The sequence below is a fragment of the Chryseobacterium jejuense genome, assembly GCF_900100075.1.
In the GTDB taxonomy this organism is placed as follows: Bacteria; Bacteroidota; Bacteroidia; order Flavobacteriales; family Weeksellaceae; genus Chryseobacterium; species Chryseobacterium jejuense.
Genome location: NZ_FNEG01000001.1, coordinates 1,221,129 through 1,246,989, shown reverse-complemented (window position 1 = coordinate 1,246,989; position 25,861 = coordinate 1,221,129). Strand labels below are relative to the sequence as shown.

The 25,861-nt window shown below is 35.8% G+C and carries 23 protein-coding genes; 1 reads left to right on the top strand and 22 read right to left on the bottom strand.

Annotation, left to right across the window (positions count from 1 at the left end; translation table 11 throughout):
- From BLS98_RS05600 to BLS98_RS05510, 19 genes are all read right to left on the bottom strand, one after another.
- On the bottom strand, positions 1–1,016 hold a 1,016-nt coding region (locus tag BLS98_RS05600), incomplete at its 3' end, for a DUF6443 domain-containing protein (RefSeq protein ID WP_228436000.1).
- A gap of 4 nt (positions 1,017–1,020) precedes the next feature.
- On the bottom strand, positions 1,021–4,296 hold the full coding sequence (locus BLS98_RS05595; RefSeq protein WP_139166082.1) for a hypothetical protein: 3,276 nt from the start codon (positions 4,294–4,296) through the stop codon (positions 1,021–1,023).
- 12 nt (positions 4,297–4,308) lie between these two features.
- Positions 4,309–5,928, bottom strand: a complete 1,620-nt coding sequence (locus BLS98_RS05590; RefSeq protein WP_089734348.1) for a T9SS type A sorting domain-containing protein — start codon at positions 5,926–5,928, stop codon at positions 4,309–4,311.
- 546 nt (positions 5,929–6,474) lie between these two features.
- On the bottom strand, positions 6,475–8,601 hold the full coding sequence (locus BLS98_RS05585) for a TonB-dependent receptor (RefSeq protein ID WP_089734346.1): 2,127 nt from the start codon (positions 8,599–8,601) through the stop codon (positions 6,475–6,477).
- A 266-nt stretch (positions 8,602–8,867) separates the two neighbouring features.
- The gene (gene hisIE, locus BLS98_RS05580; protein ID WP_089734344.1) at positions 8,868–9,455 is read right to left on the bottom strand and encodes a bifunctional phosphoribosyl-AMP cyclohydrolase/phosphoribosyl-ATP diphosphatase HisIE; all 588 of its coding nucleotides are present in this window, start codon (positions 9,453–9,455) and stop codon (positions 8,868–8,870) included.
- A complete protein-coding gene (hisF, locus tag BLS98_RS05575; protein WP_089734342.1) occupies positions 9,452–10,204 on the bottom strand; it encodes an imidazole glycerol phosphate synthase subunit HisF in 753 nt (250 codons plus the stop codon). Before hisF ends, hisIE begins: the two co-directional genes overlap by 4 nt.
- Positions 10,197–10,919, bottom strand: a complete 723-nt coding sequence (gene hisA, locus BLS98_RS05570) for a 1-(5-phosphoribosyl)-5-[(5-phosphoribosylamino)methylideneamino]imidazole-4-carboxamide isomerase (RefSeq protein ID WP_089734339.1) — start codon at positions 10,917–10,919, stop codon at positions 10,197–10,199. The genes hisF and hisA overlap by 8 nt, the downstream gene beginning before the upstream one ends.
- On the bottom strand, positions 10,919–11,500 hold the full coding sequence (hisH, locus tag BLS98_RS05565) for an imidazole glycerol phosphate synthase subunit HisH (RefSeq protein WP_089734337.1): 582 nt from the start codon (positions 11,498–11,500) through the stop codon (positions 10,919–10,921). The genes hisA and hisH overlap by 1 nt, the downstream gene beginning before the upstream one ends.
- Position 11,501: 1 nt before the next feature.
- On the bottom strand, positions 11,502–12,596 hold the full coding sequence (gene hisB, locus BLS98_RS05560; protein ID WP_089734335.1) for a bifunctional histidinol-phosphatase/imidazoleglycerol-phosphate dehydratase HisB: 1,095 nt from the start codon (positions 12,594–12,596) through the stop codon (positions 11,502–11,504).
- Between the two features lie 2 nt (positions 12,597–12,598).
- Positions 12,599–13,624 (bottom strand): histidinol-phosphate transaminase, encoded by a 1,026-nt coding sequence (gene hisC / locus BLS98_RS05555; protein ID WP_089734333.1) that lies wholly within the window; start codon positions 13,622–13,624, stop codon positions 12,599–12,601.
- A 1-nt stretch (position 13,625) separates the two neighbouring features.
- On the bottom strand, positions 13,626–14,903 hold the full coding sequence (gene hisD / locus BLS98_RS05550) for a histidinol dehydrogenase (RefSeq protein WP_089734330.1): 1,278 nt from the start codon (positions 14,901–14,903) through the stop codon (positions 13,626–13,628).
- Between the two features lie 233 nt (positions 14,904–15,136).
- Positions 15,137–15,994 carry an ATP phosphoribosyltransferase gene (gene hisG, locus BLS98_RS05545; protein WP_089734328.1) on the bottom strand — a complete coding sequence of 286 codons (858 nt, stop codon included), beginning with the start codon at positions 15,992–15,994 and terminating at the stop codon, positions 15,137–15,139.
- 249 nt (positions 15,995–16,243) lie between these two features.
- A complete protein-coding gene (locus tag BLS98_RS05540) occupies positions 16,244–17,341 on the bottom strand; it encodes a glycosyltransferase family 4 protein (RefSeq protein ID WP_089734326.1) in 1,098 nt (365 codons plus the stop codon).
- Complete coding sequence (locus BLS98_RS05535) at positions 17,338–18,114, bottom strand: polysaccharide deacetylase family protein (RefSeq protein ID WP_089734324.1); 777 nt, start codon at positions 18,112–18,114, stop codon at positions 17,338–17,340. The genes BLS98_RS05540 and BLS98_RS05535 overlap by 4 nt, the downstream gene beginning before the upstream one ends.
- Positions 18,115–19,044, bottom strand: coding sequence for a glycosyltransferase family 2 protein (locus BLS98_RS05530; RefSeq protein ID WP_089734322.1), 930 nt, complete (start codon positions 19,042–19,044; stop codon positions 18,115–18,117).
- Positions 19,045–19,047: 3 nt separating this feature from the next.
- On the bottom strand, positions 19,048–20,217 hold the full coding sequence (locus BLS98_RS05525; protein ID WP_089734320.1) for a glycosyltransferase family 87 protein: 1,170 nt from the start codon (positions 20,215–20,217) through the stop codon (positions 19,048–19,050).
- A 30-nt stretch (positions 20,218–20,247) separates the two neighbouring features.
- The gene (locus tag BLS98_RS05520) at positions 20,248–21,060 is read right to left on the bottom strand and encodes a 2,3,4,5-tetrahydropyridine-2,6-dicarboxylate N-succinyltransferase (RefSeq protein ID WP_089734318.1); all 813 of its coding nucleotides are present in this window, start codon (positions 21,058–21,060) and stop codon (positions 20,248–20,250) included.
- An 83-nt stretch (positions 21,061–21,143) separates the two neighbouring features.
- Entirely contained in the window at positions 21,144–21,752 is a 609-nt protein-coding gene (locus BLS98_RS05515; RefSeq protein WP_089734316.1) for a methyltransferase family protein, read from the bottom strand.
- Positions 21,753–22,131: 379 nt separating this feature from the next.
- The gene (locus tag BLS98_RS05510; protein WP_228425142.1) at positions 22,132–23,004 is read right to left on the bottom strand and encodes an AraC family transcriptional regulator; all 873 of its coding nucleotides are present in this window, start codon (positions 23,002–23,004) and stop codon (positions 22,132–22,134) included.
- Between the two features lie 63 nt (positions 23,005–23,067).
- Between BLS98_RS05510 and BLS98_RS05505 the strand changes: the two genes are divergently transcribed.
- Entirely contained in the window at positions 23,068–24,258 is a 1,191-nt protein-coding gene (locus BLS98_RS05505; RefSeq protein ID WP_089734314.1) for an MFS transporter, read from the top strand.
- Positions 24,259–24,413: 155 nt separating this feature from the next.
- Here the strand turns inward: BLS98_RS05505 and BLS98_RS05500 are convergent, their stop codons facing one another.
- From BLS98_RS05500 to BLS98_RS05490, 3 genes are all read right to left on the bottom strand, one after another.
- On the bottom strand, positions 24,414–24,791 hold the full coding sequence (locus BLS98_RS05500) for a DUF2255 family protein (protein ID WP_089734312.1): 378 nt from the start codon (positions 24,789–24,791) through the stop codon (positions 24,414–24,416).
- A 109-nt stretch (positions 24,792–24,900) separates the two neighbouring features.
- Positions 24,901–25,227: a LytR/AlgR family response regulator transcription factor gene (locus BLS98_RS05495; protein ID WP_089734311.1), complete on the bottom strand. Its 327-nt coding sequence runs from the start codon at positions 25,225–25,227 to the stop codon at positions 24,901–24,903.
- Between the two features lie 8 nt (positions 25,228–25,235).
- On the bottom strand, positions 25,236–25,808 hold the full coding sequence (locus BLS98_RS05490) for a C40 family peptidase (RefSeq protein WP_089734309.1): 573 nt from the start codon (positions 25,806–25,808) through the stop codon (positions 25,236–25,238).
- Positions 25,809–25,861: the final 53 nt, after the last annotated feature.

Sequence of the window (25,861 nt, the reverse complement as noted above, 5' to 3'; positions counted from 1 at the left end):
GCGATGACAAGATTGTTTACCTCATTTTGTCTACCCGCTCTATCACCGCCTGTTAAGAAGCCTGTATAAGCAATTCTCCCTAACTGGTCATACTTAGTAATGAGCCATTTATTGGCAGCACTCAGATTGGCATCCTGAGAGAGAATCAGTCTGTCTGATTTATCATACACCATAAATTCCCAGCCTTTGCCAGGGAGCTTCTTTTCTACCAAACGGTTTTTTCCGTCATATTTATACTGATAGCAAAGGTTATTTAGTGTGGTTGTATCTATTGCCGGCAAAACAGAGGCTAAAGGTGGAATCACAAACGCCAGCTGATTGTAATTATTATAAACATAATAAGTATCTGCTTTTTCTGTTGCATTTACTTCTTTTCTTATCAGTAAAACCTGGCCTTTACCATTTTTAAATTCAATGGTTTTATTTCCATCCTCATCTGTAATGGTATTTTTATATAACTGACCGCCTCCATAATGGCCTGGTATATTAATGTCAGAGGTAAAGGTGGAATAATTAAAAGTGGCGACATATTTTTTTACTTCACCATCAATATTGGTTTCATAATCAAATTTTACAGGTTTATTACTCCAATCATTTCCTACCTGAATCTGCTGTTGAACTCTATTGAGTGGAGAGTTTTCCACTATTTTCTCGGAATAGATCTTTTCTGAGCCATAAGGGGTATTGGCTGCATTGGATAACGGATTGGGAACAATAGCGCCATTCAAAGTTCCTCCCTGAGGAACGGGTAGATAATCTTTAAGCTGCCTTCCAAACTGGTCATATTCAATATGGGTAACCACATCTTTTCCCTGAGGGGATGCTTTTACATTTACAACCTGTTTGGGTCTGCCTAAACCATCAAAATACTGCACAATTTCTGAGGTTTTGGCAGGGATAGTTCCATTATAGTCCAGATAGGTTTTGGATTGAATATAATTTTCTCCCTGGGTAATCTGGCCCTGTACTGAATGACTCAGCAGCAATAGGCCTATAGGAATGAGTATTTTTTTCATCGTCTTAGTTTTTGTAATGGTAATTGAACTCTTTTAACAGTTTTCCAGTCTGATTATTTTCTCTGACTTCTTTAAGTCTGCCCGCTGTATCATAAAGATAAACTTCACGGATGCCTGATGGTGGGGTAATACTTCTCACTCCAATTAAAGGATCGTAAGTATAAGTCGTAATCTGATAATCACCTAAATTCCTTTTAAAAGTATTAAAAGCGTTTAGTAAGTTGGTTTCATCATTATTTCTTTCAGCTGAAGCATCTGTATTAGAGGCATTCACAATACTATCTATGAAAGATTGTCCAATGTTTTCCAGTTTTGCATTTTCAATCTTGGCAATTGGCTGGGTTCCATGATAGCCCCAGATAATGACTGTTGAAACTCCATCTTTTGTAGTATACTGCTGGATATTTCCCTTAAGGTCATACTTATCATATTTTACTTCATTAGCCACTACCGCAGGATTTTGGAGGTCGTAGGATAAAGCCGAGGTTGGAAATAAATGCGTAGAATCATCGTACTTTGTTTCTGTTTTTGAAATAGTTGTTCCAACATTATTGTTATTCAATTTTTTGATGACGGTTGTTTCCAAAGGAAAGCCTACCATATTGGCATTAATCAGTTTTTGATTTCCCTTTTCATAAGCATATTGGTTAGCCGCTGTCTGAATCACCTGATCAGGAAACGTTGTCTTTTCTAAGGTAAGATTAATAGGTTTATGAACATCACTAAGCGAGTATTCATTATTTACATGGGTAATCAGTGTATTTCCAGTAATATAATCCTTTGTAATAGCCTCATTCAATAAGAACTTTCCGGATTGTATAGGATAAGAACTTAATACCCTTGTTGAATAAAGAATGGACTGAAATCCAGGTAGTTCATATATTCCAATTTTAGCAGAAGGGACTAGCATGCCCGGATTATTATAAGTATTTGAAGACAAGACATTTTTTAAAAGACTAAGATTATATTTGTATGTTGTTTCTTTGAGTAAATTATTGCTGTTATCCGCATATAATTTTTCAACAATTAAATTTTTATTTCTAAAGCGATAAGGGTTGAAGCCATTTCCTGACACTACAGAGATATCCATGAGATTATCTTCCTTTTCAAACTGATAAACTTTTCGTCCTTTTCCCGGAATATATTCTGTTACATATTCATAATTTACCACATCTTTTCCCAATAAACTTGAATTGACAGCCTGATCTGCACTTAATGTATACATACTGCATAAAACTGGAACTGAAGTTGAGCTTTGCACCGGTTTAGGTGTTATCTCTAAAAAACTCAATGGAGAGGCAAAATACCCTGATGATTTCTCGCCTGGCATTTCCGGATTATGGTATTGAAAATATTTTTTGGTATAAGTATGGATACCATCAAAATCTTCAACCTTTTTTATCCTTAACCCTCCAACAATATTATTTTGATTGTTCTTTTTATTGTATTTTATTTTATAAACTTTCAATGAAACAAAGCAGTTTCCTTTTCTTTCTGTTCTTATTCTTTTTTTAGCTCCGGGATTCATGAAAAATTTTCCATCAATTGATGTTCCTGCTGTACTGCCTCCGTTAAATACAGTTAAGATTTCCCAGTGGTTATTGATGAATTCCTCCAGATATGCTGTTCCCATACTACTTTCGTTATCGGGAAACTGATTTGGAGTCTGATTGGAGCAGCTGTTGAAAAATTCTAATCCGATCTCTTCACCTTTGAATATGTCAACATCTATATAAAAATATTCATTTACAGGAGTAGTCATTGTTATCGTCTCATATTCAAATTGCGTATTGTTATAGGCATTGTTAATAAAACTATAGGTAATTTCTTCTTTCTGTGGAATAAGCAATTGACCCCAGATTGTATTATTCTCAAATATAAATGAGGAATATCCTCCTGTGGGATAAACAATTTTCTTTAAAATATAAGCCTGGCTATTGTTTGCATCCACGCTTCTATCTGCTCCTGTGGTATGATTTTTATTAAAATAACGCAAATTAGGAATCAGGCCTATATTTCCATAAATTTTCCCATTAAAATATCCCCATATATCTTGTGCAAAACTGCCCACGTTGGGTTTTGCGGTTTCATTATATTGAAAAGAATATTTATTATTTTGGAGTTTATCTTCTAATCCTAACAGCTTGAGTCTGTAATACTTATAATCAGAGACAGGTGATGGCTCATTTGAGGTAAAATAATCATGAGCAAGCTCCAGATATTTAGTAACCGTATTATTCTTATTGTTTATTACTTGAATATTATCAAGAGCATAGGTTGATGCAGGAGTATCGGATGAAACATCCTTTCTTCCTGATATTCCGTTAATAATATTTTTATAATTTAATTTAACCGTCTCATTATTATACGTTATTTCTGTAAGGAGCCGGTCAAGGTAGCGGTTTGTGGTTACTCCACCAACATCCTGCTGCCCCATAATACACGGATCGCCTATCGCTGAAGGTACCGGATAATAATAATCTGTGAAAGAATAACTTACATTCTTATAAGACATTTGTGTCTCATACTTAAAATTAATTTCCTCATTATTGGGAAGTTTTATTTTGTGCAGTACTAAGGATGAAACATATGAGGGTGTTCCTGTCGTTAGGGAATCTGTAAAAAGGATACTTCCAAATCCTAATGTATAAATGATTCCTTTATCATCGGTAATTGTAAATTTTCTATCAGATTCAGAATAAGTAATCCTGATATTCTCATAAGGAATCGTATGAAAATTTCCGTTCGAATCCCTCACAAAAGATCCGGATATCGTTGGCAGATTGTAATGGTATATATCCGGTTCGGTATCTAGTGTATTATCTCTTAAGCCAGAGAGTTTAAGGCGGATATCAGGAGGAAATGATTCGATCATGATCTCATTAAACTGATAATCAAATGCATTTTCGGGATACCAGGATGCTAATGTATTGTTCAGATCCTCTTTTCCATGTACCTCGACAGCAATGTTATTGGGAACCGAAAGACTCCATCCCAAACCTACGGTACTTGACGTTTCATCTACTTTTATTCCTCCTGTATTATAAGTAAGGCTGATAGGAATAGAAATACCATATTTCGTCGAAATGGTATGCAGCGGTACGGAAATATTTAATTTTCCGGTCCTGTAATCTACAGGGAAATCTCCTGCCTTAAACATGCTGTAGGTTTCAGGAGTAGTAGGAACAATCTTTTGAATATTGGGCTGGCCTCCTATAGAAGTTTGTCCCCAACCCATCATGGCTGACAATGAAGCTGCCAGAAGTATTATTTTCTTCATGATTGATGTTTTTTATTTCTTGATCAGCTTTGCATTCGCTGTTTTGTTATTATCCGTTTTTATCGTCACTAAGTAAGCACCTTGAACTAAAGCCTGGGTATTAATCTTAGTCACCCTATTCTTGGTTTTGAAGTTCTGAAGCTGTCTTCCGCTCATATCATACAGCATAATATCTGCTTCTTTGAAATCAAAGCCGATTTCTACATATGCATAATCCGATACAGGGTTTGGATAGATCTTAATATCATATTTTTCTATCAGATCATTCACTTGTTTATCTCCCAGCTTTACAATCTTCCAGTTCTCTTTTCCTAGTTCTTTAGCACTGGTTCCGGCAAGAATAATTGAGCCATCTCTATTCAGTTTTAAGTCTGAAAGTCTCTCCTCTCTCTGTCTCGATTCTCCTGTCACATGTTTTCTCCATATTTCATTCCCTAACTGATCAATATAGAGTAGCCAAAATGTTTCATCATCTTTTTCTATTCTTCCTTCGGCCTGGGTGTAACCGCCTAACAGAATTCCTTTGGAGGATTTGCTATCTGCTGAAGAAATGACACTCATTCCCATCAGAATGTCACGGTTTTTGAAGTTATAAGACTTCTGCCATTGTTCATCACCTCTTTCGTTTAAAGCAATCAGCCATAGATCTGTGCCTTCTTCAATTCCTACGGTTTTGTTTCCGGATCTTTCGGATCTGGATTCTCCACCGATGATATAGCCGTTTGCAGTTAAAGCCAGCGTTCTTACATGGTCGTCTCCTTTACCCCCAAAGTTCTTTTCCCATTCTACTTTTCCTGTTTTGTCCAGTTTGATGATCCAGTAGTCGCCTTCACCGAAATTTTCTGTAGATTTTCCGGTGCGAGATACGGGATTCGCGGTACGAGGTTCAGAAGGTGATGAAGTTCCACGAGGACTATCTCCGGATCCCGAAACACGAACCTCGGAACTTCTTGAGTAAATTCCCAGTAAGGCTCCCCCATCTTTTGTTGGAATCATTTTTTCAACTTCGTCTAATCCTTTTCCGCCTAAGATCAGTTGAGAGAGTTCCTTTCCGTCTTTATCCAGTCTGGTGATCCAGACATCTTTGGAACCATAGCCTTTGGATGAGTTTTGGACATTTCCAGCGACAAAAAAGCCCAAATCTGTACTTTGAATGACTGCTCTGGCTTCTTCATCTGCTGAAGTTCCCAAAGTCTTTTGCCACAGTTCATCTCCAAATTCATTGATCCTGATCAGCCAGATATCTGATCCGCCTTTGGAGTCATCTTTTTTATCCAATCCTTTTCCTGAGTAAGATGTTCCGGCTACCAGAAAGCCTCCGTCCTGGGTAGTTACTGCCCCTGATAAATAATCGTGATTGTTTCCTGAGAAATACTTTTCCCAGGCCTGCTCTCCCTGCTGATTCAATTTAATCAGATGGAAATCGTACCCGTTATTCTGTTTGTTTCCTTGTTGGAGTTTGTCGCTCTGTATTGAGCTTCCTGTAATGAGATACTGTTGATCGATGGTAGTGGTGACCTGGCTTAGAAAATCCTGAGTTGAGGATTGAATGTCTTTCTGCCAAAGAACTTCCTGGGCAGACAGCCCCAGAATGGTGCATACAGTACATGCACTGAGATAAATCTTTTTCATACTGTGTTATTTTTGAGTTGAGCAATTAGCTTTTTAAATTCTGCATAAATTTAACTTTTTTTAGTTAACGAAAATCATTTTATCGTGATTTAACACTAATTATTTACAACCATTAGTATATTTCATTGTGATTATATGATTTTTCATTGATTCTACAAATCTACTACAGCATTGCGACAGAAACTGTCGTATTTTATCTATTTTCCATAAAAAAACCTTTGAAGTTTTTCAAAGGTTTACTTGTTTATATTCAGAAGCATTTTTCTATATCTTCAAGCAAAAATCCTTTTGCATTTACTTACAATCAAACTATTTTCCGGTCAGAAGTTTCTTTTCCACGAGATGCTTTATTAGTCATATTTATATAGGATAACAAAAGATTTTTGATAGAGTTGTATCTATTACCTACAAAACAGAAAACAAATGCAAGCTGCCCTTAATTATAACTATCTACATTTTCTGTTGTATTTAATGCTTTTCTCACTAAAAAAACCAGCCCTTTTCCATTAAGAAAAGGGCTGGTTTTATAAAAAAAGATTTAGATTATTAATAATTAAAATTAAGAGAAAGTGTATAATATCTTCCGTTTCCGCGTACATATTCTGCATCACGCGCAGTATACATTGAGGTTGGCGTGAAGTATGAAGTATTGAAAACATTCTCTATTCCAAGTCCTACTGTCAGGAGTTTATTAATTTTATAACTTCCCTGAACATTGAACAGGTTAAAACTTTTCACAGGACCTTCTCCTTCATCATACTTTCCTGAGGTAACAGGCTCAAAATTATCTCTTTTAAACGAGTACATATGGTAGACTCCTAACTGTAATTTTTGATCCTTATCATTCCATTTAACGAAAGAATTCAACCTTGCAGGCGCAATTCTTAAACCGCTTAGATATTTTCCATAACTGTTGTCATTTTTAACATCTACTTTTCCTTCCTGATAAGTATAATTGGTTCCGAAAGTTAATCCCTGTGTTGGATAAATATTCAATGCCAACTCTACTCCATTAATATATTGAGGTGCACGAAGCGGAGTCCAGAAACCATTCACAGAAACCAGATCAGCTCCCAACTTGGAATAATTATAAAAATAACTGGCTGAAAAATCTACGTACTGCCCTATTTTACTGTTGAAACCAATTTCATAGTTATCAATAACTACAGGATCTGTATTGATTTCACTGAGGACATTGCTTTTTGCATCTCTAAGTACACGGCCCAGATCATAAATATTAAACCCTCTGGAATAAGAGGTGAAAGGCTGGAAGAAATCAAATCCCACATAACTCACTCCTACATTATAAGACAGGTTTGAATAATTCAATCTTCCTCCTTCTACATTGAACGGAACATCTTTGTTGGAAGGCAAAGTAGTATAATCCGGGATTTTAACGGACATTTTATCCCATCGAACACCTGCCTTTACTGTCAGATCATCAGTAAGAAATAATTTTCCCTGTACAAAAGGTGCTGCAGCCAGCATATTCATTTCCGGAACCCACATTCTTCCGTCTACCAGAGGCTGACTTGTTTTTTCATTCAGGAGATCCAGACCATATGTCAGTGAACCTTTTAATCCTTTTTCTTTCCCAAATTCAGTATTAAAATCTGCTCTGAACCCATATTTTTTTTCTAGAATAGCCGATTGCCCTCCTGTTTTCCATCTGGGTGCGTTTCTGTAATCATAAATGGTATAAAAATCCTGGAAATACAAAGTGGTGTTAAGAGTTGTGTTACGAAAAATATTCTTATTGATATATTTAAGATATCCGTTGTGATTATATCTTGTTCCTTCTTTTACACCTTCTCTGTCACCTAATTTCCCGGTAGAAGGCTGTTCACCATATTTCCCAAGATCCAGTATATATTTGGAATCTTGCAGACTTGAATAGTAATTATACATTACTTCAAATCTGTTGTTGTTGTCATTAAGGTCATACCCAATTTTTGCAAAAATATTGTTGACGGCAGTTTCTCCCAATCCATATCTTGGGTTCTGGACTAATCCTTCACCATCTATTTTTACTCCATTTTGGGTAAGCGTTCCATTCACAAGATAGTCGAATTTTCCTACTTTTCCGAAGAAACTTTGTGAAATTCTGTACCCCGCACCACCATCTGATTTGAACATTTTGTTATTAAATAAATCATGGCTGGTAAATCCTAATACAGTTCTTCCTGAAAAAATTTTACCAGAAGTACTTTTTTGGGTAATATAATTAATGATTCCTCCTTCTGCACCATTCCCATAAATAGATGTTGCTCCTTTTACCACTTCAATCCGGTCTAAAACAGAAGGATCAATACTTCGCATTTCTCTGTCATTATTTCGTAAAGGGCTTGATTGTGGAATTCCGTCGATCATAATCAGTACGTTTCTTCCTCTTAAAGTTTGCCCTCTATTGCTTACCTGATTATTCCCAAATGCTAATCCTGGTACTTTATAAGCAAGGATATTACTGAGATCGGCAGAAATTAATGTTTGTTCTGTAATTTCTTTTTTGGTGATGATATTAACTGTAGATGCTGTTTTCTTTACAATTTCCGGAGATCTTGATGCGGTAACAATCACTTCATCTAGTCTGTTCTGTTCTAATGAATCTTTTTTCTGGGCAGCCGCTTGAGAAAATACCACAAGACTTCCTATTAAGAAAATAGATTTTTTCATACTTAAGTATTATTTAGAATAATTAAAAACAAAAGTACGATTTTTAGCCTATTTCAAAATTTGGGTGTTTTAACAGTTAGCTTTATGATCTAGTTTTATATAACTTAATTTAAAGCATTTAAATAAAATAATTAATTCAATTTAGTCATGTAGTTTATTTTATAAATATTAACTGATAATCATCATGTAAAAAGCTACCCAAGATATCTTTGTTTTAATAAATTTTTATTGTTTTATAAAAAAACCTTTGAAAAAATTCAAAGGTTTCATTGATCTCTTTTCTTAAGAATTTCTTCAATCTCTTCGATTGAAAATCCTTTGGCTTTCAACAAAATCAGGAAATGGTACAGTAAATCTGCAGCTTCATTTTTAAAGAGAGCTTCGTTATTATCTTTAGCTTCAATAACTAATTCTACAGCTTCCTCTCCTACTTTTTGAGCCATTTTATTCATTCCTCTCTGATAGAGTGAATAGGTATAGGAATCTTCAGTCTTATTATCAATTCTTTGAGATATCTTTTCTTCCAGCTCATATAAAAATCCTTTGGAATCTTTTTCACCAAAGCAACTGAAACTCCCAGTATGACATACTATATTGGTAGGAATAACCTTAATCAGCAGCGTATCCTGATCACAATCGATATCAATACTTTTTACAGTCAGAAAATTACCCGATTCCTCACCTTTTGTCCAGAGTCTGTTTTTGGAACGGCTGAAGAATGTTACTATTTTTTCTTTTTTCGTTTTCTCAAATGCTTCCTCATTCATGTAGCCAAGCATCAGAACCTGCAGCGTTCGGTTATCCTGAATCACTACCGGAACAAGCCCGTTATCTTTGTTAAAATCAATATTCATCGCACTTCTATTTTTTGAGTTTTTAATTGTTGTTTTAAATCCTGAATCGCTATTTCATTAAAATGGAATATACTGGCTGCCAGAGCTCCTGTAGCTTTCGTTTCATTGAATACTTTAATAAAATCATCTACCGATCCGGCACCACCGGAAGCAATAACTGGGATTGTTACTCTTTCTGAAACCAGTTTTGTAATACTAAGATCAAATCCGTTTTTAGTTCCGTCACCATCCATAGAGGTTAAAAGAATTTCACCAGCTCCCAAGGCTTCTGTTCTTCTGGCCCATTCTAAAGTTTCAAGTTCTGTGGCTTCTCTTCCGCCTTTAATATGAACCAGATTGGCAGAACCTACTTTTTTGGTGTCTATAGCAACTACAATACACTGGCTTCCGAATTCACTAGCTAGCTCAGAAATGAGCTTCGGATCTTTTACTGCAGAAGAATTGATACTGATCTTATCTGCTCCAGCTTCCAAAAGCTTTCTTACATCTTCCACAGAGGCAATTCCTCCACCCACGGTAAATGGAATACTCAGTTCCTGAGCTATTTTCCGGACCAGATCCACAAAGGTTTTCCTGTTTTCAATGGTTGCTGTAATATCGAGGAAGACAAGCTCATCAGCCCCTTCCAATTCATATTTTTTAGCCAATTCTACAGGATCACCGGCATTTTTCAGATCCTCAAAATTAATTCCCTTTACCGTATTTCCATCCTTAATATCCAAACATGGAATAATTCTTTTTTTAAGCATTTTCAATAAAATTTTGAAGTTGTTGCAGGCTTATTTCACCCTCATAAATAGCCTTTCCGATAATAGTTCCTGTGCATCCGATATCTTTCATTTTATGTACATCTTTAATGCCGGAAATACCACCACTAGCCACTAATTGCAATGTGGTTTTATATAGAATTTCAATATAGAGCCCTGTTGAAGGTCCTTCCAGCATTCCATCCTTCGCAATATCAGTACATATGGTAGTTTGAATTCCTTTTTTCTGGTATTCAAGAATAAAATCAATGATATCTTTATCACTTTCTTCCTGCCAGCCGGAGGTTTTAATCTTTCTATTGTCGCAGTCTGCCCCCAAAATGATTTTTTCAGGGCCATAATTTTCAAGAACTTTAAGACAAAATTCAGGATCCTGTACCGCAATACTTCCTAGTGTAATTTGCTTTGCACCTGAATTAAAAGCTATTTCAATATCATCCGAGGTCTTTAATCCACCTCCAAAATCAATATGTAACGAAGTAGATTTTGCAATATTTTCAAGCACTTTCTGATTCACGATATGTTTTGATTTTGCTCCATCCAAATCCACCAGGTGAAGAAACTGGATCCCAAAGTCTTCAAATTCCCTGGCTACTTCTACAGGGTCTTCATTGTAAATTTTCTTGGTACTGTAATCTCCTTTGGATAAACGCACACATTTTCCATCAATAATATCAATCGCCGGGATAATCTTCATCATGATAAGTTTATAAAATTACTTACTATTTTACTGCCCACACTTCCCGATTTTTCCGGGTGAAACTGAACCGCATAAAAGTTTTCTTTCTGCAGAGAGGCACTGAACGGAAGAATATAATCACAAACCGAAGTGGTGTATTCTGACAATTCACAGTAATAGCTGTGAACAAAATAGACATCATTTTCTGGTTTAATTCCGGAAAACAATGAAGAATCCTGTTCTGAAACGGTGTTCCATCCCATATGAGGAACCAGTTCCAAAGGCGGAAATCTTTTGACATTGATATCGAAAATCCCCATACCCTCTGTGTTTCCTTCTTCATTTCCTTTGCACATCAGCTGCATCCCCAGACATATACCCAAAACGGGCTGTTTCAACGTTGGGATAAGAATATCCAAGCCTCTTTCCTTCAAAAGTTTCATTGTTGAGGAAGCCTCGCCCACACCGGGGAAAATAACCTTATCTGCTTTCAGGATGAGTTCAGGGTCATCAGTGATGACTGAACTGATATTTAGCCTGTTTAAAGCGTTCTGTACGGAGCTTACATTGCCTCCGTTATATTTTATTATTGCAATCATATTATAAACTTCCTTTGGTTGAAGGTAAATTGTAGCTCGCATCCGATTGATTGACCGCCATTTTTACTGCTTTTGCAAAAGCTTTGAAGATGGATTCTATCTTGTGGTGTTCATTCTCTCCTTCTGCTTTAATATTTAAATTCGTTTTTGAAGAATCTGTGAATGATTTAAAAAAGTGGAAGAACATTTCCGTGGGCACATCTCCTATTTTTTCTCTTTTAAATTCTGCATCCCACATCAGCCAGGACCTACCACCAAAATCAATGGCTACTTGTGAAAGGCAATCATCCATTGGAAGAAGAAAACCATATCTTTCAATTCCTTTTTTCTTGCCTAATGCTTTTAAAATAGCTTCACCTAACACAATTCCCGTATCTTCCACTGTGTGGTGCTCATCTACCTGAAGATCTCCCTTTACTTTGATGGTAAGATCCATATTTCCGTGTCTGGCGATCTGATCCAACATATGATCAAAAAAGTGAAGCCCCGTTGAAATTTCAGATATTCCGCTTCCATCAAGATTGACTTCAATTTCTACTTCTGTTTCATTGGTCTTTCTGTAGACTTTTGCCTTTCTCATTCCAGACTTTAAGAACTGGTAAATCTCATTCCATTGTGTTGTTGTCAGGTCTGCTTCTTCATTAAAGTTTTGGTTGAGAAAAACAGATTTAGATCCCAAGTTTTTAGCGAGTTGCACATCTGTACTTCGATCACCAATTACATATGAATTTTTCAAGTCGTAATCACCATAAATGTATTTTGACAGCATTCCGGTGCCTGGTTTTCGGGTAGGTAGATTTTCACTTTCAAAGCTTTTATCAATCAAAATATTACTGAAAATAATGCCTTCATTTTCAAAGGCTTTAAGCATTTTTTCATGAGGTTTAATAAACTCTTCAAAAGGGAAACTTTCTGTTCCTAACCCGTCCTGATTGGTCACCATCACCAATTCATAATCCAGTTCATTAGCAATTTTTGAAAGGTTTTGGAAGACCCCTGGATAAAACTCCAGCTTTTCCAACGAATCCACTTGAAAATCAGTAGGTGGTTCTATAATCAGGGTTCCATCGCGATCAATAAACAATACTTTCTTCATCACTAAATGTTTTTTAAAAGGTTAATTAGTTTTTCATTTTCCTGACGATTCCCTACATTAATCCTGATACATCCCGGAATAGCCGGATCTCTTCTGCTTGTTAATATTTCCTGTTCCAGCATTTGGGTATATGCTTCATCAATGTTGTTCAGCTTGATTAAAAAGAAGTTAGCATCTGTTGGAAATACTTTACGAATACATTTAATGTCTTTAAACTGATCCTGTAACCATGTGCGTTCTGCAATAATATCCCGAACATTATCCTTTACTCTGTTTTCATCTTCAAGCGCATTCAAAATAAGTTCCTGGCTTAACGCATTCACATTGTAAGGAGCTTTCACAGTATTGATTAACTGGATTATTTCTTCAGAAGCGTACGCAACGCCTACTCTGGCACCTGCAATTCCCCAAGCTTTTGAAAAGGTCTGAAGAACAATCAGATTAGGATACTGAGCCAGCAATTCCAGACTTGATTTTTTCCCAGAAAATTCAATATAAGCCTCGTCTACCACTACAATTCCATTAAAATTCTGAAGGTAGAATTCAATATCTTCCGTACTGTTACCGGTTGGATTGTTAGGAGAACACAGAAAGAAAACCTTTATAGGTTCTTCTTTAACTGTATTTAAAAAGTCTTCTTTTACAATCTCAAAGTTCTCATCCAGTTCCAGTTGCAAAACCTTATTTTCATTGATGGTTGCATAAAAACCATACATCGCGAAAGAAGGATTCATCATCAGAATAGCATCTTTTTTAGGCTCACAGAAGATTTTAATAATCAAATCGATCAGTTCGTCACTTCCATTTCCTACCGCTATTTGCGCAGGGGAAAGATTTCTAAGCTCAGCCAAGCTGTTTTTTAGCTTTTTCTGCGTAGAATCCGGGTAGCGGTTCCATTCTCCAAAAGGGCTTTCATTAGCATCTAAATAAGTTGGCTCGTTAAATTCATTATGGTCCCTGAAACTGATATAAGGTTTTAATTTTAAAACATTTTCTCTTACTAATGTATTGATACTGATTGTGTTCATATTATTTTTTTAATCTTATTGATACTGCATTTTTGTGAGCCAGAAGACCTTCTGCTTCTGCCATTACTTTTATTGTTTTCCCTAAATTCTGAAGACCTCTCTTTGATAAATGCTGGAAGGTGATTTTCTTTACAAAACTGTCCAGAGATACTCCACTATAGTTTTTTGCATAAGCATTTGTGGGAAGGGTGTGATTGGTTCCGCTGGCATAATCTCCGGCACTTTCACAGGAATAATTTCCAAGGAATACCGAACCTGCATTCTGAATCATGGGAATATATTTTTCAAATTCATCCATCGCCAGAATAAGGTGTTCCGGAGCATATAAATTACTGAACTCAACGGCTTCTTCAAGGCTGTTCAACAAAATGAAACAACTGTTCTCAAGAGCTTTTCCAGCCATTTCATTTCTCGATAAGTCTTTGATTTGTTGCTCAACAGCACTGATTGTTTCATTAAAAACTTTAAGATCGGTTGTCAGAAAAATTACCTGACTGTCGCTACCATGCTCTGCCTGTGAAAGCAAATCTGCAGCACAGAATTCCGGAACCGCTTGTTCATTAGCAATCACAAGAACTTCACTTGGGCCTGCCGGCATATCAATGGCTACTCCATACCTTTGAGCATATTCTTTTGCTGCTACGACAAACTGGTTTCCAGGGCCGAAAATCTTGTATACCTGTGGAATGCTTTCAGTTCCTAAAGTCATTGCTGCTACTGCTTGGGCTCCTCCTGTTTTAAAGATCTTTGAAACTCCACAAAGCTTGGCTGTATATAAAATCGCCGGATTAACAGCTCCGTTTTTATCTGGTGGTGTACAAAGAATAATTTCCTCACATCCTGCAATATTAGCAGGTACAGCAAGCATCAGGACTGTTGAAAATAGAGGTGCTGTGCCTCCCGGAATATAAATCCCCACTTTCTCTATCGCTCTGTTTTCTCTCCAGCAAACCACCCCTTTTGTTGTTTCAATTTTCTGGATTTCTGGATTTTGTGAATCGTGAAATTTAAAAATATTGTCTTTTGCCTGTTGGATGGCTTTCTTTAAATCATTGCTAAGCTCATTTTCTGCATTATTAATTTCTTCTTCGGTAACAGCAATACTCTTGGTTTCTGCTTTATCAAATTTTTTATTGAACCCTATTAAGGCTTTGTCGCCTTTGTTTTCCACTTCCGCAAATATTTCAGCAATCAGTCCGGAAATTTCTTCCCGTTCAAAAACAGGGCGCTTCACCAGCTCTGTCCATGTGTCTTTTACTGGATATCGATATATTTTCATCTGTATTATTTTTTCTTAGTGTGAATTAAATTACTTTTTTTAGCTCTTAAGATTATGACTGAAGCCTTAACTTATCTTAAAATCTACATTTTTCTTAATGGTTTATTATTGCGGTTTTATTAACTTTCTTTTAATTATTATGATTTTGAGTTAGTTATAATCATATTTATAAACTTAACTTATCATAAATTTACCTTACCTGTCTTTTCTTAACCGTTCATTATTTTTATGTTTTAAATCACCATTTTATCAATAGGAATGATGAGAATGTCCTGCGCTCCGTTTTCCTTCAGCTCGTCAATCACTTCCCAGAATCTTTCTTCATCAATTACGGAATGAATGCTGCTCCAGCCTTCTTCGGCCAATGGAATCACTGTAGGGCTTTTCAGTACAGGAAGTACATCAGCCACTTTCTGAATCATATCATTGGGAACATTCATCAGGATGTATTTTGAGTTTTTTGCTTTTAAAACGGCTTGGATTCTGAAAAGAAATTTATCTAGAATGGCGGCTTTTTCAAATGATAATTGAGGAGTCTGAGCTAGAACAGCTTCTGATTTCAATAAAGTCACTGTTTCTCTCAATCCATTTTTGAACAAAGTGCTTCCTGAGCTTACAATATCACAGATTCCGTCTGCCAGCCCAATATTGGGAGCAATTTCTACGGAACCGGAGATAACGTGGATATCTGAAGTGATGCCTTTATTTTCTAAAAAATTTTTAAGGGTATTGGGGTAAGAAGTGGCAATTTTTCGGCCTTGAAAGTAAGACAGATCATCGGTTTCAATTTCTTTTGGAACAGCGATGGATACACGGCATTTTGAAAAACCTAGTTTCTCAACAATCTGAATCTTTTTTTGTTTTTCAATTAAAAGATTTTCGCCTACGATCGCAATATCCACCACTCCATCTTCAAGGTATTGAGGAATGTCTGAATTTCGCAGATACATGATTTCCATCGGGAAGTTGTCTACGGAAACTTTAAGCTGGTCTTTTCCGTTGTTGACAAAGATTCCGCAGTCTTTGAGAAGCTGAAGAGATTCTTCATATAAACGGCCGCTTTTCTGAATCGCAATTTTTAATTTACTCATTTCGTCTTTTTTGAGTCTGAGTAAATAAAAACTGATCTGTTGAAATTTCTGAGGAGAATTCAGGAAACAAAAAAACCGTCTATTTACTCAGACGGTTTTTAATTATTTTTGATTTCAGCATACACATAATATCAATCAATTCCGCCTAACAGAGATGATGATAATAATGATGTAATGCTAAAAATATTGGCTTCATTGTATTGAATTATGATGCAAATGTAGGATTTATTTTTAAAATGCAAAGTTTTTTCAGATAATTTTTTGATAAAGGTTCATCAAATTTCTGGCAATAGGTTCGTCATTAAACTTCTGAACAAACTCGAAACCCTTTTCCTCACGGCGTTTTCTTTCTGATTCATTTTCCCATAAAAATTTTATCTTGGCTCTGATATCAAGATCATTTTTAGGATTGATGTATACTGAATCTTTTCCACCTGCTTCCGGCAGACAGCTTGTGTTACTTGTTATCACTACTGTTTTTGAGAAAAGGGCCTCTATTATTGGGATTCCGAAGCCTTCAAAGAAGCTTGGATACACAAAAATATCAGCCAGTTTATAGAGTACAGCCAGTTCATCCATAGAAACACCTTCCAGAAAAAGCACTTGCTTTTCCATCTTGTTTTTCTTCAGGAAACTTTCTATTTTCTGATAGTATTTGGTCTTTCTTCCTATCACTACCAACGGAATTCCAGTATCTTTGATAGCTTTTACCACATTCAGAAGATTCTTACGGTCTTCAATGGTTCCTACATTCAGAATAAACCTTTCCGGAAGTTTGAATTTATCTTTGGCAGCCTGGATCTGTTCCGGAGACTGCTGTTCTTTAAACGCATGGTGACAGCCCTGATAAATGACTTCAATTTTGCTTTCAGGAACCCTTAAGAACTCAATAATATCTCTTTTAGTCTGCTCTGAAATAGCAATGATTTTATCAGCCATATTCGCCGCTTTTTTAAACTTCCAAAGGTGTATTTTACGGTCAAAAAAGGAATAATACTGCGGATATCTCACAAAGATCAAATCATGGATGGTTACGATCTTTTTAATGGGTTTCTGGTCCCATTTCAAAGGCAATTCGCCAGATAAGCCATGGAAAATATCAGCTCCTTGCTTTTGAGCGTCTTTCCCCATTTTAAGCTGGCGTGAAAGACTCCCTTTTGAAGTTTCCACAAACTTAACATTGGGGCGGTCAAGAATACCCTTTCCACGCTCGGATTTGTTTTTATTGAGCAACAGATATTCATTGTCCGGCTCATATTGCGAAAGAATTCTTACCAGATCTCTTGAATAGTTGCCTAGGCCGGATGTGTTATGGAAGAAACGTTTTGCGTCAAAAGCAATTTTCATGCGTGTATCTGTTTTTGAAATTCCTGAAAGGTACCAAAGGTATGGCCTTTTTCTTTAAGCCATCCTACAAAGGTATCAAATCTTTCCACCATATCTTTTCCAGAGTTTTTCACCGTAAAACCAGGCAGTTTGAATGCTTCGTCTTTAATAGATGAGAATTCCCAAGGGTGGAAGTAAATATTCAGATACTTGTCTTTTTTCAACACATCAGCAGCCAGTTTTTTATAGATGGCTAAAGGGAAATTGTGAAAGCTTAGCCAGAATAAAGGAATTCTGAAATTCGGGGATACCGATGCAGGAACCTGCATTACATTTCCTTCATTAAAGTACGTTCTTGATACTTTAAGGTTATTATATCTTCCCGGTAAAAATGTAGGATTGATGGAAGAATTGTATGAATATCCAGCTTTTTCTACTTCTTTTTCATCTACAGGCATCATTCTTGGCATTCTTAAACCAGTTACTTTTGTGGAAAATAATTCTTCCAGTCTTTCTCTTGATTCTTTGAGATGTTTATCTTCAAATTCTGAATGAAACCATGTATGAGAAGCCAGCTCGTGCCCTTCATTTAATAATCTTTCAATAAGATGTTTGCTGTTTTCTGCAAAGACTACGGTAGAAAAAAAGGTAGCTTTTGCTCCGTGTTTTTTAAGAATATTTAAAATATTTTCAAGTCCGTGCTGAGATATAGAGATTTGTTTATCAAAAGAGATCTCGCCTTTATATTCCAAAGGCATGTCGAACTCCTCGATATCAAAACTTAATAAAACCATTTAAAAATTTTTGTTTTTTATAATATAATTAGGTCTTTCTTTAACCTGTTTAAAGATCTTACCTAAATAAATACCAATAATTCCCAGGATAATCAGTTGAATACCTCCAAAGAACACAATGGTCATAATTAATGATGCCCAACCTGAGATTTCAGTACGGACAACAAATGCATAGATGACGTACCCAGCGTATCCAATCACTGAAAAGAAAGAGAATAAAAAGCCCAGATAAGCTGCTAAATAAAGCGGTTTTACACTAAAAGCTGTAATTCCTGTAAAAGCAAATGTGAGCATCTTTTTAAGGTTATAACTGCTCTCTCCTGCTAATCTTTCTCCTGCTGTAAAATCGATACCGATTTGTTTATACCCCATCCAGCTGGTTAATCCTCTTAAGAACAGATCATCTTCTTTAAAACTTCTCATAGCCTCTACAGCATTGGCATCCATCAATCTGAAATCCGAGCCACCACCTTTGGTAAGATTCACATCGGAAAGGCTGGATAAAAGTTTATAGAATACATCTGAAGTTTTCCTTTTGAAAAAAGATATTTGTTTAGGATAGGTTCTTACTGTAAATACAATATCATACCCTTCTTCCCATTTCTTAAGCATTTCAGGAATGAGTTCCGGCGGATGCTGAAGGTCGCCATCCATAGAAATCACAGCATTTCCATCTGCAAAATCCATTCCGGCTTTCACTGCTGGCTGGTGTCCAAAGTTTCTGGAAAACTCAATAAATTTTACTTCTTCATGCTTTTGGGACAGTTCCTCCAACTTCTGCTGTGTGTTATCTCTGCTTCCGTCATTAACAAAAATGATCTCAAAATCATAATTTTTCAGTCCTGAAAAAACTTCTTTTATTTTTTCATGAACTAAAGCAACATTACCTTCTTCGTTGTGCGCAGGAATGACAATAGAAATTTTCTTCATACATTAATTTAAAGTGTAATCCTTTTCGAAATCCTTAGTCATTAGTTCGTAAATAACTCTTAACCAAACAATGATACAAGGTACGGCTTTCAAAGAATATTTAATGATATAATTTTGTTTTATAAATTTCGGGAATAAATCTGATGGTGAGAAACAGGTTAAAATGATAACAAATACCAACAATCCAATAATAAAAGGTGTTTTTTCTTTTTGAAGCATAAACCAGATCATTACTCCCGCTACTGCAATAATATACGTTGGCGATTCTGATCCTGAGCTGAACAATACCAAAAAGAGTAATGTAGAAGCTAAAATCATCAATTGAAATGCATAGTTTTTATACTGCTTGATTCTGATATATGGCAATGCAAATAAAGGAATACCAAAAGCTAAAAAGCTAAGATTGGAAATGGATGCGTCACCCAAAATCCTTCTTACAAATCCCATTAATGATATATCCTGCATATTTCCTAAGATCTGATTATCACTATTTTTTGAGATTAGAGACGTTGCCCAGTCTGAGTAACTCTGAATCACAAACTGAGGACTGGAATAGATCATTGGAATTACTAAACACAGGATGGAAATACCAATTCCTGAAAGAATAAACTTGACTTTATTTTTGATGAAGAAAAACTGTGACAACCCTACAATTCCGTAAATTTTCACAAAAATTCCTACTACAATGGCTGTAGCCGACTGTACTTCTTTTCTTTCATAAATGAAAGTTGCCGATAGCATCAAAAGTCCTACTAACGCTATATTGAACTGCAAACTCACCGCAGCAGTGATGAATTCCTGCAAACATAATAAGGCAAAAATTGCTTTTTTAGCATCAGAAAACGGAAGTTTGTGAATGGCATACAGAAAAACAGCTGTATTGGCAACATTCCAAAGAGCAATTCCCAGCCAGTCCGGCATTACTGCAAAAGGAGCAATGAGTAAACTGAAAAAGATGCCATAATGGTTTGTATCACCATAACGCTCGGGGTATGCTAAATACAAGTTTTTCTCATCAATCGTATTGAAAAAAACGCCCTTGAAAATCAAGTAATTGTTGATAGCCTGATATCCTCTAGAGAATTTGGAAAGTGCAGTAGCGATGGCTACAATAATATAAACCCCAAATATATATTTAGGGTTTAATAGTATTTTAAGAAATTTTTCTTTCAAAATAAGTGGTATTAGTTCAAAGACTTAATCTTAAACAGCTACATTATTTTCTCTCAATGCGTCATTAAGAGAAGTCTTTTTATCTGTAGATTCTTTTCTCTGACCAATGATCAGTGCACAAGGAACCTGATATTCTCCTGCTGGATATTGTTTTGTATAGCTTCCAGGGATTACTACAGAACGAGCAGGAACTCTTCCTTTAATCTCGATAGGCTCGCTTCCTGTTACATCGATAATTTTTGTAGATGCTGTTAAAACAACATTAGCACCTAATACCGCTTCTCTTTCTACGTGAACTCCTTCTACTACGATACATCTTGAACCAATGAAACAATCATCTTCAATAATTACCGGAGCTGCCTGTAATGGCTCTAATACACCACCGATTCCAACACCACCACTCAAGTGAACGTTTTTACCGATCTGTGCACAGCTTCCTACGGTAGCCCAAGTATCTACCATTGTTCCTGAATCTACATAAGCACCAATGTTTACGTAAGATGGCATCAAAATTACTCCAGAAGCTACAAAAGAACCTTCTCTGGCAATAGCATGAGGAACCACTCTTACTCCTTTTTCCGCATAATTTTTCTTTAAAGGAATCTTGTCATGGAATTCAAATGGACCTACTTCAATAGTTTCCATCTTTTGGATTGGGAAATACATTACTACTGCTTTCTTCACCCATTCATTTACCTGCCATCCGTTTTCCGTAGGCTCAGCTACACGAAGTTCTCCGGAATCTAATAAAGAAATCACCTCTCTGATCGCTTTCTGGCTGTCTTCATTTTGTAATAAATCTCTATTATCCCAAATGTTTTCAATAGTTTGTTGTAACGACATGTTTCTTATTTAAATTAGTTTGAAAAATTATACCCGCCAAAGATACAAAAAAGTTCAGCAAAACAGTTTTTAAGTTTATGCTTTTAATAAAGGCTTAGCATACGTCCAACCCTCTTTTTATAAGTAAGATAAACCGAACCGTGCTGTCTCAGTAAATGTTCTTCTTCAAGGCGAATCTGAATCTGCATCAAAATACTTCCTATTATTAGCAAAAAGAAAGCAATCACTGTAGGGAAAGCAAAGAAAAAACCGACAAGGCTCAAAGTCATTCCAAAAAATATAGGGTTTCTTGAGTATTGGAATAATCCTGTAGTGATAAGCTCTGTTTTCATTTGATCATCTATACCTATCCGCCATGAATCCCTCATTTGAAACTGAGCGATAACCACCCATATAAAGGCAAGAAGCATCAATCCTACCCCAACACACTGAAACAAAGGACGCTTCAGAAAATGTATTGTAAAATATGCTCCTGAGTCCGGGAATACTAAAGACAATACCGTGTAGACAAATAAAACGACTAATATGAGTTTAAAATACGAACCAACCAATGCATAAGAAGAGTCATCTTTCGGTAAAACATTTGGGCTCTTTCCGATTTTCTTAGCTACCGCAATGCTGATTCCAAGAAAGCAGACTGCAAAAAACACAATGAAATAAATAGGAATGAAGAATCTTATAAAATCTGTCATAGTTATATTGTTTATGGCAAAATTCCGAGATTGCTGCATGCAATGCTATTGCAATAGTTTCTTTTCATCAAAACAATGGTCAATACCTATTTTCTATGGCTTAAAAGAGATATATTTAGCTGATAACTGATTGCCTGAACTTTCAGAAAATTCCATTTCAAATTGGATATCACAGTTGAAAAACTAAACATTCCCCTCCTCTGGAGGGGTGGCAAAAATTCTTTGAATTTTTGACGGGGTGGTTTTAGAAAAATAACTATTCCTTAGGTTTCGGCTAAAACCAATGGAAGATGAAATTTTATACAAACGGGCTAAAGCCCGTTCCTATTGAATCATAACTACTGTAATCAATTAGTTTAAAAAACAATACATACTTTATCTAAACCATTAATTTAGCAGAAGCTTTGCTTTTTTTAAACTCAGTAAGGCTCATATTATGCTTCTTTTTAAAGAACTTATTCAGGTGACTTTCATCCGAAAAACCAAATTCTGTAACAATTTCATTGATCCTCATATCACTGAAAAGAAGCCTGTGTTCAATTAACCTCAATTTATAATTCAGAATATAATGGGTAATGGTTTCTCCACACTGATTTTTAAAATAACTGCCAAGATAGGTTTCAGAAAGTCCAAATTCCCGAGCGATTACAGATACTTTTAAAAGTGCCGGATCATGGATATTTCCCTGAATATAATTAATAATCTCCACTATTCTTTTATCTGTATTGGATGCTGCATGCTCCACACGCATTTTGGATATATTCCTTGCTGCAATAACAATTAATGCATTTACATAATGCAGGGTTAATTCTTCCTGATAAAGATCCGGGTGATTCAGACCATGGAGCAGTGAGGTAACAATAGAATCCACCAGAACCACATCAGGTTTATTCTGCAAAATACAGCCGGAAAGATAAGAAGCTCCATACAATAAGCATCCTATTGAATTAATACTGTTCCATTTATAGTCTTTGACATAGCGATCACTGAACTTTACGAGTAGAAGCTCCGTTTTTTCTTCAACTTCCAAATGATGTTTATCATCGGGAGTCAGTAATATAAGACTACCTTTGCTATAAGAAGCCACATTGCTATTGATGGTAAAAGAACCTTTTCCAGAAATGACATAAATAATCTGAAAAAAGGAATACTGATTGCCTTTTAAAGGGCAGTTTTCAGTTACATGGTATTCAACCTTAACCAATTGATCTATATTCTCTCTTTTCATGTGGTAAATGTACTTATTTATCATTAAAATATACTGATTTTTTACATTTTTTCTGTCCAAATTTGCTATGTCAAAATTTTACAATCAATGAAAAGATCAATCTATGTCCTGGCGCTCGGGGCTTTCGGTATTATTACTACTGAATTTGGGGTTGTTGGGATTCTTCCTACAATCAGCAGGCAATTCGGAGTATCAATTGATACAGCAGGATGGCTACTGAGTGCTTTTGCTATTACTGTAGCCGTCTCCTCACCTTTTATCACTTCTTTTACCTCCAAAATAAACCGCAAGTTTCTTTTATGTCTTGTGATGAGCATATTTGTACTTTCGAATCTTATATCTGCTTTTTCTACGAACTTCACCATGCTGATGATAGCCCGTATATTGCCGGCCATATTGCATCCGCTGTTCTGGAATATTTCCATTGCCATCGCATTCAAAGAAAAAGGAGCAAAAGGAGTATCTACTGTAATGCTCGGACTCAGTCTTGCTACTGTTCTTGGTATTCCGATGACGACCTATGCGGCTGATCTTTTTCATGATTGGAAAGCTTCGTTTTTTCTGAGCAGCGCTATCAGTTTAATTGCATTTATGGGGTTATTGCTTTTCATTCCCTCTATTCCTGCGGAAAAAGAAAAATCTGAGCAAAACCAGCTAACCATATTGAAAAACCCTCTTTTGTGGATTAACCTTATTTCTACTATTGGGACATTGGCAGCCATGTTCTCCAGCTATACGTATCTTACTGCTTATCTTGAAGAAATTACCAGAATGGATGGTGCTCAAATCAGTATTATGCTGCTTCTTTTCGGAGGCATGGGAACTCTTGGGAATTGGCTCATGGGAATCGCTTTAAACCGAAATGTAAAACTAACAACACGACTGTTTTTACTATTATTAATTACAGTACAAATTCTAGCTTACTTACTGGGAGGAGCTTTTATTCCTATGGTCATTATTGTATCTTTTTGGGGAATGATTCATACAGGTGGTTTTTTGGTATCAAATATCAGAACTACCCAAAATATTCCGCATCATGCGCTGGAATTTGTAAACAGCTTGCTTACATCATCTTTTAATATTGGAATTTCATTAGGTGCATTTCTAGGAGGAATTGTAAGTTCCTATTATGGAGTTCAATATGTTCTTTCCGTAAGTGTTTTACTGCTTGCCGCTACATTTGTACTGAGTTTCTTCTCTTTTCCCAAAAGTATTGCAGCTGATGAAGAAAATGATAATGAAAAAGAACTTGCAGTACCTGCTTGTGAGCACATGTAATCAATACATTATATAGAAATTATATTTTGAATGGAAAGCAACCCTTTTTAAATGGGTTGCTTTTTTATTAGGTTTTGGCTAAAGCCAATGGAACAGGTTTTATAATATTGAACGGGCTAAAGCCCGTTCCTATTGAATTAATATTTCGTTTTTCTTTATTCCACTTCTCTAATAACAAACTCCATGGTTTTTTCAATATGTTTATCTTCAATGATTCCTACTGCATATTTACGATTGTGTTCAGAATTATATTTTGTAAGATAAACCTGATTAATTTCATCAGTTAGTTGATTTAAGTCTTCAGGGATCACAGCTTGTACATTATATATTACATTGCCACATTTGATTTGTCCTTCCGAGCATTTCAGGAAAGTATTATACCAGCTTTTTTCGGCTAATCCCCAGGATCTTGCAAAAATTCTATTCTGAGCAACTACCATCCAGATTTCCAGAAATTCCGGTCTTTCTGAACCGGCTTTTATTCCGATAAGATTATGGGTTCTGATGTAATCCAGTGCTTTGTTTTTATCCATTTTTGAAAGTTTCTGTAAAACTAAGTGAAGAGGAATTGAATAAAAACTTTTTTATACGGATGGGCTACAATCTGATGTATATGGTTTATTGATGGATGTGGATTGATTTTTAAAGCATCATTTTGCTAATGGCTTCAAGAAGACAGTCTTTATAGCTTTTAGCAACGGTTATTTTTAAGTTTCCACATAATAAATGATTATCTTCAAAAGATTCAATATTGGTTAAGTTAACAATATAGGAGTTATGAACCCGCATGAATTCTTCCGGCAGGTTTTCTATCAGATCTTTAAGGGTTCTGTAATAGATGTATCTGTTCTGATCTATGGTATGTACTTCTACATAATTCCCCAGACCTTTGATAACATTGATATCCTTAAAGAAAAGTTTCACCAGTTTCTTGTCTGTTTTAATAAAAGCAAACGTTCTGTTCTCCATGGAAATTGCTATAAAACCCTTTGGGCGTGAAGATAGGCTTTGTTCCAATATTTTTCGTTCAGGGATGAAATAACCACTCCTTTTGAGGTAGAAGCATGAATGAATTTCACTTCACCATCGGGGCCAATGTCATGAACAATCCCTACATGGGAAACTCTGCTTCCTCCAGCGGTTGCAAAAAACAGTAAATCACCGGGTTTCACATCCCTGATATCAATATTTTCCCCTGTTTCAGCCTGATCGGAAGATCTCCTTGGAAGATTAAAAGCATTTTCTTCAAAAACTTTTACGGTAAATCCGGAACAGTCGAAACCTGAAGACGTATTCCCCCCGAACCGGTAAGGTGTTCCCAGATATTTTTCTGCATCCTTTAAAACATCGTTGATAGATCTTGATACATTTCCATCAAACTTAGAATCCAGTTTTCTTAGATTTTCAGATTTTGCCACTGTTTTGGATCCTGATTTCTTATTGGAAGAAACATTCTTTGAAGATCCGCAGGACACTACAAAAGCAGATACAATCAGCAATACAGAAAGCTGCTTTATACTCAATTTTTTTTCAAATAATCCTGATCCCATACTCGTCTGATTTTTACTTGATTAACGATTGATGTACAAATATACATTTTATA